Source organism: Yersinia entomophaga (genome assembly GCF_001656035.1).
In the GTDB taxonomy this organism is placed as follows: Bacteria; Pseudomonadota; Gammaproteobacteria; order Enterobacterales; family Enterobacteriaceae; genus Yersinia; species Yersinia entomophaga.
In genome coordinates, this window is record NZ_CP010029.1 from 2,749,004 (window position 1) to 2,765,523 (window position 16,520).

Below are 16,520 nucleotides of genomic sequence, written 5' to 3' on the forward strand. Positions count from 1 at the left end.
GGATAACTGAGTATTCTTCAGTTACATCCACCGAGGAGCCTTGTTTTGATGGCAATATCAATGAGTAAACTCTCTCAATCCAACCTTTCCTGATTGAAGTTATTGATGGCTGCACTAAGTTACTAAGTTACTAAGTTACTAAGTTACTAAGTTACTAAGTTACTAAGTTACTAAGTTACTAAGTTATAGACATCCATTTTGCTCAAAGAATACAGCTCTACTGTTGCAAGCCAATTAACGTTTTTTTAGATTATTATTAGTACGATAGAAACAGCATGACCCTTTTTATTATCAAACCCAAGCCTTACACCAAGTCACTCTTAGGTAGCGATATTTTTATTGATATTCAGCAAGATAAGCAGACAAATACCTATTGTTTAATTCGAGTAAGCAAGCCTAATCTAGTTCAAGACAATATTATTTCACCAATTAACAGGAGTGAGTCATGTCACAGCAGCCGCTTAAACTTGTTACCTTACTGGGTAGTCTGCGTTCCGGTTCCTATAACGCTATGGTTGCCAAAGCCTTGCCGCAATTAGCTCCCGCTGGAGTGACTATCGAGGCCCTGCCTTCTATCCGCGATATTCCTCTTTATGATGCTGATGTTCAACAGGAAGATGGCATTCCAGCTAGCGTAGAAGCCATTGCAGAGCAAATCCGCCAGGCCGATGGCGTGATCATTGTGACACCAGAATATAACTATTCGGTTCCCGGCGGTTTGAAAAACGCTATCGATTGGCTTTCTCGCCTACAAAACCAGCCCTTGGCTGGCAAACCCGTGTTAATTCAAACGAGTTCAATGGGCCCTATCGGCGGCGCACGCTGCCAATATCACCTGCGCCAGATTTTGGTCTTCCTCGACGCTATGGTGATGAATAAACCAGAATTTATGGGCGGCGTAATTCAGAGCAAAGTCGATGAAGAGCGCAGAGAATTAACCGATCAGGGAACCTTGGATTTTCTGACTAAACAACTCGCCGCGTTCAGCGCTTATATTGAGCGAGTTAGAGTGAAGTAAGCCCCATTTTGCATCAGACCCGGATAAAAAAAGCCCCGATCTCTGCAGATTCGGGGCCATTTTTATTACTCGATCAAATAATTAATGATCGACAAAGGCAATTTTTAGCACAAAGAGTAACGCCACAACGACGACGCAAGGGCTGATTTCACGCCAACGCCCGGTGCCCAGCTTCATTACGCAATATGCGATAAAGCCTAAAGCGATACCTTCAGTGATTGAGAAGCTGAATGGCATCATGGCGGCAGTCACAAAGGCCGGAACCGCTTCGGTTAAATCATCCCATTTCACTCGAGCCAGGCTGGATGTCATCAGAACCCCAACATAAATCAGCGCGCCAGCGGCCGCATAAGCAGGCACCATCCCGGCAAGCGGTGAGATAAAGATCACCAGCAAGAATAGGATACCCACCACAACAGCGGTTAAACCCGTGCGGCCGCCGACGGAAACACCAGAGGAGCTTTCGATATAAGCGGTTACCGAAGAGGTTCCTACCAGCGCCCCTGCTACAGAGCTGATACTGTCGACGTAAAGCGCCTGTTTCATTCGAGGGAACTTGCCGTTTTCATCCGTCAGACCCGCTTTATCTGTTACACCAATCAGCGTGCCAGATGAATCGAAAAGATTAACCAGCATAAAGGAGAAAATGACGCCTGCCAGACCCAGATTCAACGCACCGGCGATATCCACTTGGCCAACAACGCTGGTGACGCTGGGTGGCATGGAGAAAATACCGTGATACTGCACATCGCCCAACGCCCAGCCGATCAGCGTAGTTACAACGATGGATACCAGCACTGCCGCATGGATATTACGCGAAGCCAATACCGCAATGATAAAGAAGCCTAGCGCTCCCAATAGGACGCTGTGGGAGCTCAGATCGCCCACGGCGACCAGTGTGTCCGGATTTGCTACCACTATACCGGCATTTTTCAGACCCATCATCGCGATAAATAGACCAATACCACTGGTAATACCGACACGAAGGCTCAATGGAATGTTGGCAATCATCCAATAGCGGATGCGGAAAATGGTCAATAGCAGGAAACCGATTGCGCCCCAGAAAATAGCGCCCATCGCCACCTGCCATGAAATACCCATAGCGCCAACGACGACAAAAGCGAAGAAGGCGTTCAGCCCCATAGCGGGAGCCAAAGCAACAGGTAAGTTCGCCAATAATCCCATTAAAATACTGCCAAAAGCGGCGATCAAGCAGGTAGTGACAAAAACAGCCTGCACATCCATACCGGCAACCCCTAGGATTTGGGGGTTAACAAAAACGATATAGACCATGGTCAGGAAAGTCGTCATACCGGCGATCAGCTCAGTGCGCGCCGTTGTTCCATGTTGTTTTAGCTTAAATACGCGTTCGAGCATCCCCTGCTCAACATCAAGGTTTGGTTTACTCATTATCAGAGTCCACAATAGGGGGTGAATAGTCGGCTGCTATCCTATAACAAAACGCGTCAATGTTGAGCCGGATCACACTCTTTTTTAGCTATTTTTCGCAGAGGTTTGTATCAAATAGCCCCGTTTTTACGGCTACTCCACTTAAAAAAAACCGCTGATTTTGACGATTTTCTTACTCAATCGACTGTATTTATTAAATTTGTTATTAATTACTACGCTAATCATGACAATAAACGTCGCAATATTAATCCGTGACGTTAAAGTGGGTTTAAGCGATTTTTACAGCAAGGATTGGTGCTATGTCTCAGATTCAATGCGTCATGTTTGATTGCGACGGAACATTAGTAGACAGCGAAGTGCTATGTTGCCGAGCCTATGTGCTACTTTTTGCCCATTATGGTATTCACCTTTCTCTGGAAAGCGTCATTAAGCGCTTCAAGGGCATAAAACTCTATGAAATTATTGAGTGTGTCAGCGATGAATATCATTTAAATCAGCCAGTTACTGAAATGGAGAGAATATATCGACAGGAAGTCGCGCGGCTGTTTGACAGTGAATTGCAACCTATTACCGGCGCTAACTCACTGTTAAAAAAAATAAATGTGCCAGTCTGTGTGGTATCTAACGGACCGGTCAGTAAGATGGAGCACTCACTGGGACTGACAGATTTACGCCATTTCTTCGCTAATCATTTATATAGTGGCTACGACATTCAGCGCTGGAAACCCGATCCCGCCTTGATTCACCACGCGGCCAATAAAATGCAGGTTCCCGTTGAAGCCTGTATTTTAGTCGAGGACTCGCTGGCAGGCGCTCAGGCCGGCATCGCGGCGGGCATACCGGTTTTTTACTATTGCGCCGATCCCCATAACCAGCCAATCGATCATCCATTAGTCACCACTTTTTACTATATGCAGCAACTTCCTGAGTTATGGCAGCTAAAAGGCTGGAAACTGACGAAAAATTAGCTGGCAGACAGCGCCGGTTTATTCCTCCACCAGCGCCATGTTCGTTTAATTGCCCGCGTTTGCGGGCTGAAACGGCGATTGATAACGTTGGCCGATACATCCAAAGTCAGACAAAAAACAAAGTAAATCAGGGCAACGAACAGGAATACCTCCATCGGGTACACCATGCTGCGATTATTAACCTGAGTAGCCAGAAATGTCAGTTCATTCACGCCAACTATATAGGCCAGCGAAGTATCTTTTATCAATGAGATCCATTGATTGATAAACGACGGCACCATCATGCGCAGCGCCTGCGGTAAAACCACGTAAGCCAATACCTGCCAACGGTTAAATCCGAGGGATAACCCCGCTTGCCATTGGCCTTCTCCTATCGCTAGAATGCCCGCTTTTACCGCGTGAGCCAGATAGGCCGAGGCAATCAGCGCCAGCGCACACACCACGGTGGTAATTTCCGGAATATCTACGCCAAAAACGATCGGTAGTAAAAAATAGGTCCAAAAAATCAGCATAATAACGGGGATAGCACGGAAAAACCCTAAAACCGCCGCCAGTATTCCGCCCCATACGCCCCGCGACATCGCCAGCGCTACACCAAGAATAATCCCCAGAGCTGCCGACGCCGCTCCCGCCATCAGGCTAATCGCCAGCGTCAGCGCCGCGCCGCCTAATGGGCCATCGGGGAACGTTCCCCACAACAAATAGCGCCAGTTATCCGCAATAATCGTAAAATCCATCTTAATGCCCTCGCGCAATCAATCGCTGTTGACGCCACATTCCCCAAGCCTCAATCAACGCAATAACCGAGATATACAACAGAGTCGCGACACCGAAGGCCTGAAAGGTGCGTAAAGTTTCAGTTTCAACCTGACGAGATGCATAAGAAAGTTCCGCGACGCCGATCGCCATCGCTAAAGATGAGTTCTTGATTATATTCATGTATTGCCCCAATAACGGCGGCATAGCTATTTTTAGCGCCTGTGGCAAAACGACGTAACGCATGGATTGCCAACCCGTTAACCCAAGAGCGTGAGCAGCATTTTTTTGCCCTTTAGCGACGCCGCTAATTCCCGCACGTAATTCTTCCGCAATAAAAGCCGTGGAATACAAAGTCAGGCCAATAAATCCGGCCAGAAACTCAAATGAAGGCCAGGGCAGTCCCCATCCGGGCAAGGATAATTCATGGGGTGTATTTAACCACTGCATCCATAATGCAGGCAGTAACTGACCGGCGGCGAAATACCAGAAAAAAAGCTGTATTAACAAAGGAGTATTGCGAAATAGCGTACTGTAGGCGATTGCCAACCACAGAAGCAGTTTTAGGTGGCTGTCTCTGGCTGCAGCCAGTACAAAACCCAGCAAAGTCGCAGCGACGACCGTACAGGCGGAGATCCATAGGGTCAGTAAAAAGCCGTCCCATAGCCAGCCAATATAGGGTGAAACCAGCAACCAATCAGTTAACCGATGAAAATTCATATACTTCCGTACCCGTCGGGTTATCGTTCAAATCCATTTGGCGCGACTCTCCCTGTCCTGCAAATAACGCCCTTGCGTAAAACAAATAACCCCGCATTGGCTATCAATACGGGGCATCCAGGCTCAGTGCATCATCGCAAAAAATCAGGCTTTAGGCTGTTGATCCAAAGGTGCAAACTTAAAATCACCGCGCGGCTGGGCAGATTTGGTTTCCGGCCCGAACCAGTGGTTATAAATCTTCACCGCGTCACCGTCTTTCTCCAGTTTTTCCAACGTTTGATTTACCACTGCAGTCAGACGATCCTCACCTTTAGGAATCCCGATGCCTTGGTATTCTTTGGTAATACTGAACGGAGATATTTCAAAATCAGCTTTTTGCGCGGCGGGGACGTTACCCAATAACCCAACTAATTTGGCATCATCCTGAGTAATAGCCTGAACGTTACCATTACGCAAAGCGGTGAAAGCCAGCGGCGTATCATCGTAGGAAATCACTTTAGCTGTGGGATAACGCTCCCGCAGGGTAATTTCTTGTACCGTACCTTTATCCGCGCCGATACGCAGTTTTCCGATGTCTTCCGGCGTTTTTAGTACCCCTTTGCGGGCTATGAATTTCTGTCCCGTGGCAAAATAAGGCAGGCTAAAGTTCACTTGCTTAGCACGTTCATCGGTAATGGTGAAGTTGGCAGCGATCAAATCAACTTTTTTCGATGCTAATAGCGGAATGCGGTTAGCTGGGTTTGTTGCCTTTAGCTCTAGCTTTACGCCTAAATCTTTCGCTATCGCATTCGCCACATCCACATCGTAGCCCACCAGCTTTTTACTTTGCTCATCGATATAGCCAAACGGAGGATTGCTATCAAAAACCGCAATTCGCACCACACCAGCCTGTTTAATATCATCCAGTTTATCGGCGTGAGCCATGCCGGAAAGCGTAGCCAAACTGGCCAACAGCGTTAATGTGATCGCCTGGTGTTTCATGGATAGCTCCTAAGTGATTGATGTGCTGCATTGGCTATAAGCTATCAATTTGTTCTTAGGTCAGGAAATAATATAAAACGCTATATTTATAACCATTTTAACCAAACGAGGAATTTTGAGTATATTGGGCGGGGAGTCAGCGTTTGGGGCAATAAAAAGCCCGGAGAACCGGGCCGATAGCGTTACTTTTTACCTTCGGAAAGCAATTTTTCCAGATCGTCCCCGCCCAAATGACGGAAATCATGACCTTTGACGAAGTAAAAAATAAACTCACAGATATTCTGGCAGCGATCGCCAATACGCTCAATGGAACGAGCGCAGAACAGAGCGGTTAGCACGCTGGGAATAGTGCGAGAATCTTCCATCATATAGGTCATTAGCTGACGAACGATGCCTTCGTATTCCTGATCTACCTTTCGATCTTCACGATAAATTCGGATGGCTTCGTCCAGATCCATACGCGCAAAGGCATCCAGTACGTCATGTAGCATTTGCACCGTGTGGCGCCCCAGAGATTCCAGGCTAACCAACAGCGGCTGATGCTGGTGGGAGAATTTCTCCAACGCCGTGCGGCAAATTTTGTCCGCTACGTCGCCAATTCGTTCCAGTTCGGAAATAGTTTTGATGATCGCCATAACTAAACGTAAATCGCTGGCGGTAGGCTGACGTTTAGCGATGATGCGCACGCAGGCTTCATCAATCGCCACTTCCATCATATTGACCTTTTTATCGCCTTCAATCACTCGCTTTGCCAGTTCACCATCCTGGTTATGCATCGCGGTGATAGCATCGGTCAATTGCTGCTCGACCATGCCGCCCATGGTTAACACCTGGGTACGGATATGCTCCAACTCAGCGTTGAACTGGCCAGAGATATGTTTATTCAGATTCAGGTTATCCATAATACTTCCCGTACGTATAAGCCTATCCCAATAGGCGTAATGAACGCGATCCCGTTGCGGGCGCTCTGGCCGAAAGTCAATCTTCGACCAAATTAACCCGCAGGGTCAGTGTAATAGCCTAATCAGTCAGGCAATCAACCATAGCGGCCGGTGATGTAATCTTCCGTCTGCTTCATCTGTGGCGCAGTAAACAGGGTGTCTGTATCACTGAACTCAATAAGCTCACCCAGATACATAAATGCCGTATGGTCTGAGCAACGCGCCGCCTGCTGCATATTATGGGTCACAATCACCACGGTATAGTCAGACTTCAGCTCGCTGATCAGCTCCTCAATACGCCCGGTAGAGATAGGATCTAGCGCCGAGCAAGGCTCATCCAGCAGTAATACATCAGGGCGAATAGCGATACCGCGCGCGATGCAAAGACGCTGCTGCTGGCCGCCGGACAGACTGTAACCGCTCTGATGCAGCTTATCTTTGGTTTCATTCCACAGCGCCGCTTTGGTCAGCGCCCACTGCACCCGCTCATCCATATCGGCGCGGGACAGATTTTCAAACAGTTTCACGCCAAAAGCGATGTTATCGTAAATCGACATCGGGAACGGCGTCGGTTTCTGAAATACCATACCGACCTTGGCGCGCAGCAGAGCGATATCTTGCTTATCCGTCAGGATATTTTCGCCATCCAGCAGAATGTCACCTTCTGCACGCTGATCCGGATACAGCTGATACATCTTGTTAAAGGTGCGCAGCAAGGTTGATTTGCCGCAGCCTGATGGGCCGATAAAAGCCGTGACCTGATTTTTAGCAATATCCAACGAAATATTCTTCAACGCATGGAATTTACCGTAATAGAAGTTCAAATCGCGAACCTGAATTTTGCTGTTGGTGGTCTCAGTAGCCATACTCATCAAGACTTCTCTCTTTTAGCTAACGCAGCCTAAGCTACGCTTTTGAATTTGGGTGACGTATCAGTATTTTTTCTTCGCGAAAATAACCCGCGCCAGAATATTCAATAGCAGAACGCACAGGGTAATCAGCAGCACACCGGCCCAGGCCAACTGTTGCCATTCGGCAAAAGGACTCATGGCAAACTTAAATATGGTAACCGGTAAGTTGGCTATCGGCTGGCTCATATCGGTACTCCAGAACTGATTGGAGAGCGAAGTGAACAGCAGCGGTGCCGTTTCGCCGGCGATACGGGCTATAGCCAACAGTACGCCGGTAAGGATGCCGGAGATTGACGCCTTCAATGTAATTGCAGAAATCATGCGCCATTTAGGTGTTCCCAAGGCGTAGGCCGCTTCACGTAGGCTATCCGGTACTAGCTTCAGCATGTTTTCCGTGGTTCGTATCACAATAGGCACCTGTAACAGCGCCAGCGCAATAACCCCTGCCCAGCCGGAAAAGTGCTCCATTCTCGCCACAATAATGGTGTAAACGAACAGACCAACCACAATCGACGGCGCAGATAGCAAAATGTCATTGATAAAACGAATGATCTCCGCCAACCACGATTTGCGCCCATATTCAGCCAGATAGATACCGGCCATAATGCCCAGCGGAGTACCGATAACCGTGGCCCATAGAATCAGGAGTCCACTACCGGCAATGGCGTTAGCCAGCCCACCACCAGCGGTATTCGGCGGCGGCGTCATTTCGGTAAACAGCGCCAAAGACATACCGTCTACGCCTTTGGTAATTGTGGAAAATAGAATCCACACCAGCCAGAACAGGCCAAAAGCCATGGTCGCCAGGGATAAAATCAGCGCGAGGCGGTTCTTTTGACGGCGCCACGCCTGTTTCTTGCGACGAGTTTCCAGCAAGGCTGCGTTAGTTTGCATATCCATAGTGGTCATATTAGCGCCCCTCTTTCTTAGCCAGACGCAGAATCATCAGCTTCGACAATGCCAGAACAATAAAGGTGATGACGAACAGGATTAACCCTAGCTCCATCAAGGCTGCGGTATGCAGGCCAGATTCAGCTTCGGCAAACTCATTGGCCAGCGCAGAGGTAATACTGTTGCCCGGCATAAACAGTGAGAAGCTGTCGAGTTGGTAGGTATTACCGATGATAAAGGTCACTGCCATGGTTTCCCCCAGCGCGCGCCCCAGCCCCAACATAACGCCGCCGATCACCCCATTCTTGGTGAAGGGCAGCACAATACGCCAAATCACTTCCCAAGTGGTGCAGCCAATGCCGTAGGCAGACTCTTTCATCATCACCGGCGTTTGTTCAAAGACATCACGCATAACGGAAGCAATGTAAGGAATAATCATAATGGCCAATATCACACCGGCAGCCAAAATGCCGATGCCGAACGCCGGGCCAGAGAACAGCACGCCAACGATCGGAATACCTGAAAGGACATTACCGACAGGTTCCTGAAAATACTTGGCAAACAGCGGCGCAAAGACAAACAGGCCCCACATGCCGTAAACGATACTTGGGATAGCCGCCAGCAGCTCAATAGCGACGCCCAGCGGGCGTTTCAGCCAGTTTGGTGCCAACTCTGTCAGGAATAACGCAATACCAAAACTAACGGGAACGGCAATAATTAACGCAATTAACGAAGTGACCACCGTACCGTAAATCGGTACCAGCGCCCCGAATTGCTCGGCCGGAGCGTCCCACTCTTTGGTCCACAGAAAGGCAAAACCGAATTTTTCGATACTCGGCCAGGAGGCAACAATGAGGGAAATAATGATCCCGCCCAGCAGGAATAGGGTTATTAACGCAGCCAGTTTTACCAGCGCGCCAAATATGATGTCACCGTGCTTGCTCGGTGCTTTGATAGTCGGCTTATAACCAGCCATAGACTCTCTTCTCATCCGGGTGTTATTTCCCTCCCCACACGGGGAGGGACAATTAATGGAACCAATTACAGTTTTTTACTGCTTTATTCGTTTCTATCGAGCTTAGAACAATGCTTTGCCTGAACTGTCTTTTATCTGCGTTTTCCAGGCTGCACGTACCTGCTCAACCACTTCGGCTGGCAAGGTTGCATAATCCAGTTCGCTGGCCTGTTTTGCGCCGTGGGTGTAAGCCCAGTCGAAGAATTTCAGGACTTCAGTGCCTTTTTCAGCATTTTTCTGGTTTTTGTGTAACAAAATGAAGGTAGTAGAAGTAATTGGCCACGCGCCTTCAGCATTCTGGTTAGTCAGGTCCTGAGCGAATGTTTTGCTCCAATCAACGCCTTTCGCCGCTGCACTGAAGTTTTCTTCCGTTGGGCTAACGGCTTTACCATCAGCACCAATGAGTTTGGTGTAAGCCAGATTGTTCTGTTTGGCGTAAGCGTATTCCACATAACCAATAGAACCCGGTAAACGCTGAACGAAAGCAGCAATGCCGTCGTTACCTTTACCGCCTAAACCGGTTGGCCAGTTAACCGTAGAGCCAGCACCGATTTTTTCTTTCCATTCCGCATTCACTTTAGCCAGATAGCTGGTGAAAACGAATGAAGTACCTGAACCATCGGCACGACGAACCACTGCAATATTTTGATCCGGCAGTTTTACGCCTGGGTTCAATTTAACAATAGCTGGGTCATTCCACTTTTTCACATTGCCCAGATAAATATCGCCCAGCGTTTTGCCGTCTAACGTCAATTCACCGGATTTCACGCCCGGCAGGTTGACTGCCAGCACCACACCACCAATAACGGTAGGGAACTGGAACAAACCGTCTGCCGCTAGCTTGTCGTCAGACAGCGGCGCATCAGAGGCACCGAAATCAACGGTATTGGCGATGATTTGCTTTACGCCACCCGAAGAACCAATCCCCTGATAGTTCACTTTGTTACCTGTTTCTTTCTGATAAGAATCTGCCCACTTGGCATACACCGGCGCGGGGAATGTCGCACCTGCACCCGTCAGGCTTGCAGCAGCGAACGCGGACACAGTTGTCATAGATAAAGTCGCTGCCACAATGCTGGCTACGGTGGTACGCATCAGTCTCATAATCCCTCCTAATGGGATATAGGTATCAAACTCAAAATTGTTTTCATCAGATTAAGTATGGTGCAGGAGGGAAAATAGGACAGTTTAGTGACAGAAAAATGTATGAAATATGACAGTTTTATGACAAATCAGAAAAGCAGCGGCAAAACCACCAACAGTCATAGGTTTCATCAAGACATTTTGCCTACCAGCCAGAAATGAACAAAAGCACAAAGCGTGATTTAGAAATCGACGATGACAAACACTATTTAACTAACCGATAAAACGCTATTTATTACAGAATGTGACCAGATACTCTCATAGTATAGTCAACGCCTAAAATTCAGAATATTAGAGGATAAAACCATGAGTATATCTATGGAAAGAGTACAACATGAAATTAGAACCATTCATAGCACTGCAGTGGACCAGAAAAAGGTAACATCCCAAAGTGCCAAAAAGTTATATAACTTAATGAAAGAAATAAAAAACTCACCTCTTAGCTGTAGTCAAGGGTGTAAAACAAACGCAATCAATGATTTAAATAATTTAAATAAAATACTCACTGAACAGAATTCAAAGTTGGTTAATAAAAAAAGCAAAGGAATAAATGCATTACTGAAGAAAATAAATACAGCAAAAGTAGAAGAAAACATAATAAATAATAGTATTTATAGCGTTGGAAAATCATCATACGTACCAATAAATAATGAATTATATGCTTCACAAGAACATATCTATGAATCAATAAGTGATGATATTAATGGCCCAGCAGAACCTATCTACGAATCAATAAATGATGATGTTAATGGCCCAGCAGAACCTATCTACGAATCAATAAATGATGATGTTAATGGCCCAGCAGAACCTACCTACGAATCAATGTATCATGACGTTAATAGTTCACCAGAATCCATCTACAAATCAATGAAAGCAGTAATAACAAATACCGAAAAAGGTACATATTCCAAACCATTTGATAACTATAGTGACAATATATATCAAGAGCCATTTTATGATAAACAAAAATACAGCAACTCGTTACCAATAAATGAATTAAATAATATTGAGAAATACATAGACGAATTGGCGGAAATTGCTGATGATATTATTTTCATCAGAACGCCACCAGGAATACGCCCCCCCAACACCTAATAAAACCCCTGCATCAAGTAATAAAGAACACTTTATACAGATTGTTAAAAATAATAAAATACATATATTAAAAGCAAAAAATTAATATATAAATAAGATATAGCGATATTTACAGTCAGCTCTTAGAGGCTAAAAAATTTTTTGATAATCAACGAAGCGATACGCAATGAATTTTCATTAGTAGATAATAAGTTGGGTAAAAAAATGCTGTTCAGCAGATCGAGATCTCGCTGAACAGCATATTCATTAGATTTATAGCCCGAAATTACTCAACGGTAACCGATTTTGCCAGGTTACGCGGCTGATCCACATCAGTGCCCTTGATCAGAGCAACGTGGTAAGACAGCAGCTGTAGCGGCACGGTATAGAAGATTGGAGCAATAATGTCTTCTACGTGTGGCAGTTGGATAATTTTCATCCCTTCACTGTCGGTGAAACCCGCGTCCTGATCGGCAAAGACGTACAGCAAACCGCCGCGAGCACGTACTTCTTCGATGTTAGATTTCAGTTTTTCCAACAGATCGTTGTTTGGCGCAACCACAATAACCGGCATATCAGCATCAATCAGCGCCAGAGGGCCGTGTTTCAATTCACCAGCTGCGTAAGCTTCCGCATGAATATAGGAGATTTCTTTCAGCTTCAACGCGCCTTCCATTGCAATCGGGTATTGATCGCCACGTCCCAGGAACAGAGCATGATGCTTATCAGAGAAACCTTCCGCCAGCGCTTCGATAGTTTTATCCAGAGACAGCATCTGCTCAATACGCGCAGGCAGAGCCTGTAACGCATGAACCACATCGTGTTCCAGGCTTTCCGGTTTACCCTTCAGGCGGCCAATTTTAGCCACCAGCATCAGCAAAACGGTCAACTGAGTGGTAAAAGCTTTGGTCGAAGCTACGCCGATTTCAGTCCCAGCTTTGGTCATGAGTGCCAAATCAGATTCACGAACCAACGAAGAGCCTGCTACGTTACAAATAGCCAAAGAACCCAGATAGCCCAGTTCTTTAGACAAACGCAGGGCTGCCAGCGTATCCGCCGTTTCACCAGACTGAGAAAGCGTAATCAACAGACTGTTTGGACGAACCGCTGATTTGCGGTAACGGAATTCAGAGGCAATTTCCACGTCGCAAGGCACACCAGCCAAGGCTTCGAACCAATAGCGAGAAACCATGCCTGAGTTGTAAGAAGTGCCACAAGCGATAATTTGGATATGCTGGACATCAGAGAGCAGCTTATCTGCGTTCGGGCCAAGTTCAGACAGATCGATCAAACCGTGGTTCAAACGGCCTTCCAGCGTGTTTTTAATCGCCATCGGCTGTTCGTAGATTTCTTTCTGCATGTAATGGCGATAAACACCTTTGTCGCCTGCATCATATTGAACCTGAGATTCAATTTCCGCACGTTCGACGGCGTTACCGCTTTTATCGAAGATTTTCACGCTGCGGCGAGTCACTTCAACCACATCACCTTCTTCCAGGAAGATAAAGCGACGAGTTACCGGCAGCAAGGCCAGCTGGTCAGAGGCGATAAAGTTTTCGCCTACGCCACAGCCGATCACCAGCGGGCTACCGGACCGCGCTGCTACCAGCGTACTTGGGTCACGGCTATCCATCACTACGGTACCGTAGGCACCACGCAGCTGAGGAATAACGCGTTTCACCACATCCAGCAAAGAACCGCCCTGTTGCTGCTCCCAGTGCACCAGATGAGCAATAACTTCGGTATCGGTCTCAGAATTGAACTTATAGCCGCGGCTAATCAGCAATTCACGTAATGGTTCGTGGTTTTCGATAATGCCGTTATGAACGACGGATATATATTCAGAAACATGCGGGTGAGCATTCGATTCTGAAGGTTCGCCGTGAGTCGCCCAACGCGTGTGCGCAATACCTGTGCCACCGTGCAGTTCCGTGCTTTCTGCCGCATCGGACAAAGCCTGAACTTTCCCCACGCGACGCAAACGGGTCATATTACCTTTGGCATCAACTACCGACAGACCGGCAGAGTCATAGCCACGGTATTCCAAACGGCGCAAGCCTTCGATCAGAATCTCAGCAATATCACGTTGCGCTACTGCGCCAACAATTCCACACATCAGTTTAATTCCTATTTAAGGTTCTTTGAAAAGAACCCATTCGATGCCAGTGACCTGATTTTCCGGATTTTCCGGGTTCCCCGAGCCTGTAGAGTTTGGGGATTATTATGTTTTGCTCGATATTCTCAGCCGTTAGTCGCTAAAAAAATCGAGCAAAACATTCCTTTCATGGCATGACACCATGAAAGGATATTAATCAGCTTTTTTTGACCGGACGCTTCCAGCCTTGGATATTGACCTGCTTAACGCGGCTCAATACCAGCTCATTTTCAGCCACGTTACGGGTGACAGTAGTACCAGCGCCGATAGTGGCACCTTTTTCGACGGTAACAGGGGCTACCAGTTGGGTATCAGAACCAACGAAGACATCATCGCCAATAATGGTTTTAAACTTGTTCTTACCATCATAGTTGCAGGTGATGGTTCCTGCGCCGATATTCACATCTGCGCCGATTTCAGCATCGCCTAAATAAGACAGGTGGCCAGCTTTAGAGCCTTTACCCAAACGCGTTTTCTTCAGTTCGACGAAGTTGCCCACGTGAGCCCCCTCAGCCAGCTCAGCGCCAGGACGAAGACGGGCAAACGGCCCAACGGTACAGGCGTTATCCAAACGAGCATCTTCCAGCACGCTGTAAGGACTGATTTCGCAATCATCGCCAATCACGCAATTTTTCAACACACAGCCGCTGCCGATGCGAACCCGATTGCCTAACGTCACTTTGCCTTCGATGATAACGTTGGTGTCGATGGTGATATCACGGCCATGAGTTAACTCACCGCGCAGATCAAAGCGAGCAGGATCTAACAGCATTACGCCCGCCAGCAGCAGTTTTTCCGCTTGTTCAGACTGGAAATCACGTTCCAAAGCAGCCAATTGCAGACGGTTATTAACGCCTTCAACTTCACTTAGGCGGGAAGGATGTACGGCTTCAATCTTTTTACCGTCAGCATGTGCCAGAGCGATAATATCGGTGATGTAAAACTCACCCTGCGCGTTGTTGTTATCCAGCATAGACAACCAGCGCTTCAGATCGCGCCCGTTAGCCACCAGAATACCCGTGTTAACTTCGTTAATATCACGCTGGGCTTCGCTGGCATCTTTATGCTCAACGATACCGACCACTTCGCCGTTTTCACGCACGATACGGCCATAACCGGTTGGATCGTCCAACTTAACCGTCAGTAGCCCGATACCGCCTTCTGGTTTAGCCGCAACCAAACGCTGCAAGGTATCCACAGAGATCAGTGGTACATCGCCATACAGCATCAAAATATCTTCATCATCAGAGAAATGAGGCGCAGCCTGCTGCATCGCATGGCCCGTACCCAGTTGCTCAGCCTGTAACACCCAGTTTAATGCCGGATCGCTCAGCGTCTTTTTCAGTAAATCGCCACCGTGACCATAAACCAGATGAACATTGCTGGAACCCAGCTTCATCGCAGCATCAATAACATGCTGAACCATAGGCTTGCCGGCCAATGGATGTAATACCTTGGGAAGGTCGGAATACATGCGCGTTCCCTTGCCTGCGGCAAGAATAACTACGCTCATTGTGCTGTTAGACATAAGCAACCTGATAACTCCAATTGAATTGACGGAAGTAAACCCGTTTACCGATAAAATTACTACATATTTCTCAGCGAAAAACGCCGCAAACCCGCACCGTTAAAGGATTGTTTCACTTAGCGAAAATCCAAAAAAAAAGCGAGAGATACTGTCTGCGATCGACGACGTTTTACCACTTTTATCGGCTGAGAAAACCTAACTCTATCGCGCAATAAAACACTTATTTTACGGCAAGAAACAAGATAATTCAGAAAGAAAACGCCTTCCTCATAATCAACTCTCGCCGAAATAAGACATCCCCCCAAAGGCTAACGATGCTTTTGCATCGAAACATCATTACCGACTTTATATATCCGATAATAGTTATACGGATCGCACCTTATTAAGTAAGGTTTAACAATCTTAAAAACACAATGAAATGACCGATTGAATAGGAAAAACCGAGAGGCGAGATCGAAGAATAAAGAGAATCATGGGATTCGCAGAAAAGAAAAATGCCAGTCAGCTTGCGCTAACTGGCACCTTATTACTCTATCAGTCAGGCCGCTTTAGGCAACCTGACTCGATAAAGTTACATCGCTTTACGGGTCAGTTCGATTACGCGTAATTTCGCAATCGCCTTCGCCAGTTCAGCGGATGCCTGAGCATAGTCGACATCACCGTGGGAATTGTTGATATGGGCTTCGGCTTTGCGCTTAGATTCCAGCGCCTTAGCTTCGTCCAGATCGGTTCCGCGAATAGCAGTGTCAGCCAATACGATCACAACGCTCGGTTGCACCTCAAGGATGCCGCCAGAAAGATAGATAAACTCTTCCTCACCGAACTGTTTAACAATACGTATCATGCCAGGCTTAATGGCAGTGAGCAGCGGGGCATGGCCAGGGAAAATACCCAGCTCACCTTCACTACCCGTCACCTGAATCTTTTGCACTACGCCTGAGAACATTTTCTTCTCGGCGCTCACAACGTCCAGATGGTAAGTCATTGCAGCCATGTCACCCTCCAGTCA

General features: G+C 47.2%; 15 protein-coding genes. 3 read left to right on the forward strand and 12 right to left on the reverse strand.

Annotated elements, in window-relative coordinates; all coding sequences use genetic code 11:
* Positions 1–445: 445 nt before the first annotated feature.
* The gene (locus PL78_RS12505; protein ID WP_064515961.1) at positions 446–1,018 is read left to right on the forward strand and encodes an NADPH-dependent FMN reductase; all 573 of its coding nucleotides are present in this window, start codon (positions 446–448) and stop codon (positions 1,016–1,018) included.
* 81 nt (positions 1,019–1,099) lie between these two features.
* On the opposite strand, the gene PL78_RS12510 is transcribed toward PL78_RS12505, so the two are convergent.
* The gene (locus tag PL78_RS12510; RefSeq protein ID WP_064515965.1) at positions 1,100–2,428 is read right to left on the reverse strand and encodes an NCS2 family permease; all 1,329 of its coding nucleotides are present in this window, start codon (positions 2,426–2,428) and stop codon (positions 1,100–1,102) included.
* A gap of 299 nt (positions 2,429–2,727) precedes the next feature.
* On the opposite strand from PL78_RS12510, the gene yieH reads away from it, so the two are divergent.
* Positions 2,728–3,396, forward strand: coding sequence for a 6-phosphogluconate phosphatase (yieH, locus tag PL78_RS12515; RefSeq protein WP_064515967.1), 669 nt, complete (start codon positions 2,728–2,730; stop codon positions 3,394–3,396).
* On the opposite strand, the gene PL78_RS12520 is transcribed toward yieH, so the two are convergent.
* The 8 genes from PL78_RS12520 to pstS all read right to left on the reverse strand — a co-directional run bounded on the left by PL78_RS12520 (position 3,393) and on the right by pstS (position 10,715).
* Positions 3,393–4,133 carry an amino acid ABC transporter permease gene (locus PL78_RS12520; RefSeq protein WP_064515969.1) on the reverse strand — a complete coding sequence of 247 codons (741 nt, stop codon included), beginning with the start codon at positions 4,131–4,133 and terminating at the stop codon, positions 3,393–3,395. The genes yieH and PL78_RS12520 overlap by 4 nt on opposite strands.
* A gap of 1 nt (position 4,134) precedes the next feature.
* On the reverse strand, positions 4,135–4,872 hold the full coding sequence (locus PL78_RS12525) for an amino acid ABC transporter permease (RefSeq protein ID WP_064515971.1): 738 nt from the start codon (positions 4,870–4,872) through the stop codon (positions 4,135–4,137).
* Between the two features lie 144 nt (positions 4,873–5,016).
* The gene (locus PL78_RS12530; RefSeq protein WP_064515973.1) at positions 5,017–5,853 is read right to left on the reverse strand and encodes an ABC transporter substrate-binding protein; all 837 of its coding nucleotides are present in this window, start codon (positions 5,851–5,853) and stop codon (positions 5,017–5,019) included.
* 182 nt (positions 5,854–6,035) lie between these two features.
* Complete coding sequence (gene phoU / locus PL78_RS12535; RefSeq protein WP_049597424.1) at positions 6,036–6,755, reverse strand: phosphate signaling complex protein PhoU; 720 nt, start codon at positions 6,753–6,755, stop codon at positions 6,036–6,038.
* 134 nt (positions 6,756–6,889) lie between these two features.
* The gene (pstB, locus tag PL78_RS12540) at positions 6,890–7,666 is read right to left on the reverse strand and encodes a phosphate ABC transporter ATP-binding protein PstB (protein WP_064515974.1); all 777 of its coding nucleotides are present in this window, start codon (positions 7,664–7,666) and stop codon (positions 6,890–6,892) included.
* A gap of 60 nt (positions 7,667–7,726) precedes the next feature.
* The gene (gene pstA / locus PL78_RS12545) at positions 7,727–8,614 is read right to left on the reverse strand and encodes a phosphate ABC transporter permease PstA (protein WP_064515976.1); all 888 of its coding nucleotides are present in this window, start codon (positions 8,612–8,614) and stop codon (positions 7,727–7,729) included.
* Between the two features lies 1 nt (position 8,615).
* On the reverse strand, positions 8,616–9,572 hold the full coding sequence (gene pstC / locus PL78_RS12550; protein ID WP_049597427.1) for a phosphate ABC transporter permease PstC: 957 nt from the start codon (positions 9,570–9,572) through the stop codon (positions 8,616–8,618).
* Positions 9,573–9,674: 102 nt separating this feature from the next.
* Positions 9,675–10,715 carry a phosphate ABC transporter substrate-binding protein PstS gene (gene pstS, locus PL78_RS12555; RefSeq protein ID WP_064515978.1) on the reverse strand — a complete coding sequence of 347 codons (1,041 nt, stop codon included), beginning with the start codon at positions 10,713–10,715 and terminating at the stop codon, positions 9,675–9,677.
* Between the two features lie 345 nt (positions 10,716–11,060).
* On the opposite strand from pstS, the gene PL78_RS12560 reads away from it, so the two are divergent.
* The gene (locus PL78_RS12560) at positions 11,061–11,849 is read left to right on the forward strand and encodes a hypothetical protein (RefSeq protein WP_064515980.1); all 789 of its coding nucleotides are present in this window, start codon (positions 11,061–11,063) and stop codon (positions 11,847–11,849) included.
* A gap of 265 nt (positions 11,850–12,114) precedes the next feature.
* On the opposite strand, the gene glmS is transcribed toward PL78_RS12560, so the two are convergent.
* The 3 genes from glmS to PL78_RS12575 form a co-directional block, all read right to left on the reverse strand.
* The gene (gene glmS, locus PL78_RS12565; RefSeq protein WP_064515982.1) at positions 12,115–13,944 is read right to left on the reverse strand and encodes a glutamine--fructose-6-phosphate transaminase (isomerizing); all 1,830 of its coding nucleotides are present in this window, start codon (positions 13,942–13,944) and stop codon (positions 12,115–12,117) included.
* A 196-nt stretch (positions 13,945–14,140) separates the two neighbouring features.
* The gene (glmU, locus tag PL78_RS12570) at positions 14,141–15,511 is read right to left on the reverse strand and encodes a bifunctional UDP-N-acetylglucosamine diphosphorylase/glucosamine-1-phosphate N-acetyltransferase GlmU (protein WP_064515984.1); all 1,371 of its coding nucleotides are present in this window, start codon (positions 15,509–15,511) and stop codon (positions 14,141–14,143) included.
* Between the two features lie 571 nt (positions 15,512–16,082).
* Positions 16,083–16,505 (reverse strand): F0F1 ATP synthase subunit epsilon, encoded by a 423-nt coding sequence (locus PL78_RS12575; protein WP_038242203.1) that lies wholly within the window; start codon positions 16,503–16,505, stop codon positions 16,083–16,085.
* Positions 16,506–16,520: the final 15 nt, after the last annotated feature.

Excerpts from the sequence above, each read along its gene's own strand:
- PL78_RS12505 (WP_064515961.1), top strand. The coding sequence starts at position 446 with ATGTCACAGCAGCCGCTTAAACTTGTTACCTTACTGGGTAGTCTGCGT.
- PL78_RS12510 (WP_064515965.1), bottom strand. The coding sequence starts at position 2,428 with ATGAGTAAACCAAACCTTGATGTTGAGCAGGGGATGCTCGAACGCGTA.
- yieH (WP_064515967.1), top strand. The coding sequence starts at position 2,728 with ATGTCTCAGATTCAATGCGTCATGTTTGATTGCGACGGAACATTAGTA.
- PL78_RS12520 (WP_064515969.1), bottom strand. The coding sequence starts at position 4,133 with ATGGATTTTACGATTATTGCGGATAACTGGCGCTATTTGTTGTGGGGA.
- PL78_RS12525 (WP_064515971.1), bottom strand. The coding sequence starts at position 4,872 with ATGAATTTTCATCGGTTAACTGATTGGTTGCTGGTTTCACCCTATATT.
- PL78_RS12530 (WP_064515973.1), bottom strand. The coding sequence starts at position 5,853 with ATGAAACACCAGGCGATCACATTAACGCTGTTGGCCAGTTTGGCTACG.
- phoU (WP_049597424.1), bottom strand. The coding sequence starts at position 6,755 with ATGGATAACCTGAATCTGAATAAACATATCTCTGGCCAGTTCAACGCT.
- pstB (WP_064515974.1), bottom strand. The coding sequence starts at position 7,666 with ATGAGTATGGCTACTGAGACCACCAACAGCAAAATTCAGGTTCGCGAT.
- pstA (WP_064515976.1), bottom strand. The coding sequence starts at position 8,614 with ATGACCACTATGGATATGCAAACTAACGCAGCCTTGCTGGAAACTCGT.
- pstC (WP_049597427.1), bottom strand. The coding sequence starts at position 9,572 with ATGGCTGGTTATAAGCCGACTATCAAAGCACCGAGCAAGCACGGTGAC.
- pstS (WP_064515978.1), bottom strand. The coding sequence starts at position 10,715 with ATGAGACTGATGCGTACCACCGTAGCCAGCATTGTGGCAGCGACTTTA.
- PL78_RS12560 (WP_064515980.1), top strand. The coding sequence starts at position 11,061 with ATGAGTATATCTATGGAAAGAGTACAACATGAAATTAGAACCATTCAT.
- glmS (WP_064515982.1), bottom strand. The coding sequence starts at position 13,944 with ATGTGTGGAATTGTTGGCGCAGTAGCGCAACGTGATATTGCTGAGATT.
- glmU (WP_064515984.1), bottom strand. The coding sequence starts at position 15,511 with ATGTCTAACAGCACAATGAGCGTAGTTATTCTTGCCGCAGGCAAGGGA.
- PL78_RS12575 (WP_038242203.1), bottom strand. The coding sequence starts at position 16,505 with ATGGCTGCAATGACTTACCATCTGGACGTTGTGAGCGCCGAGAAGAAA.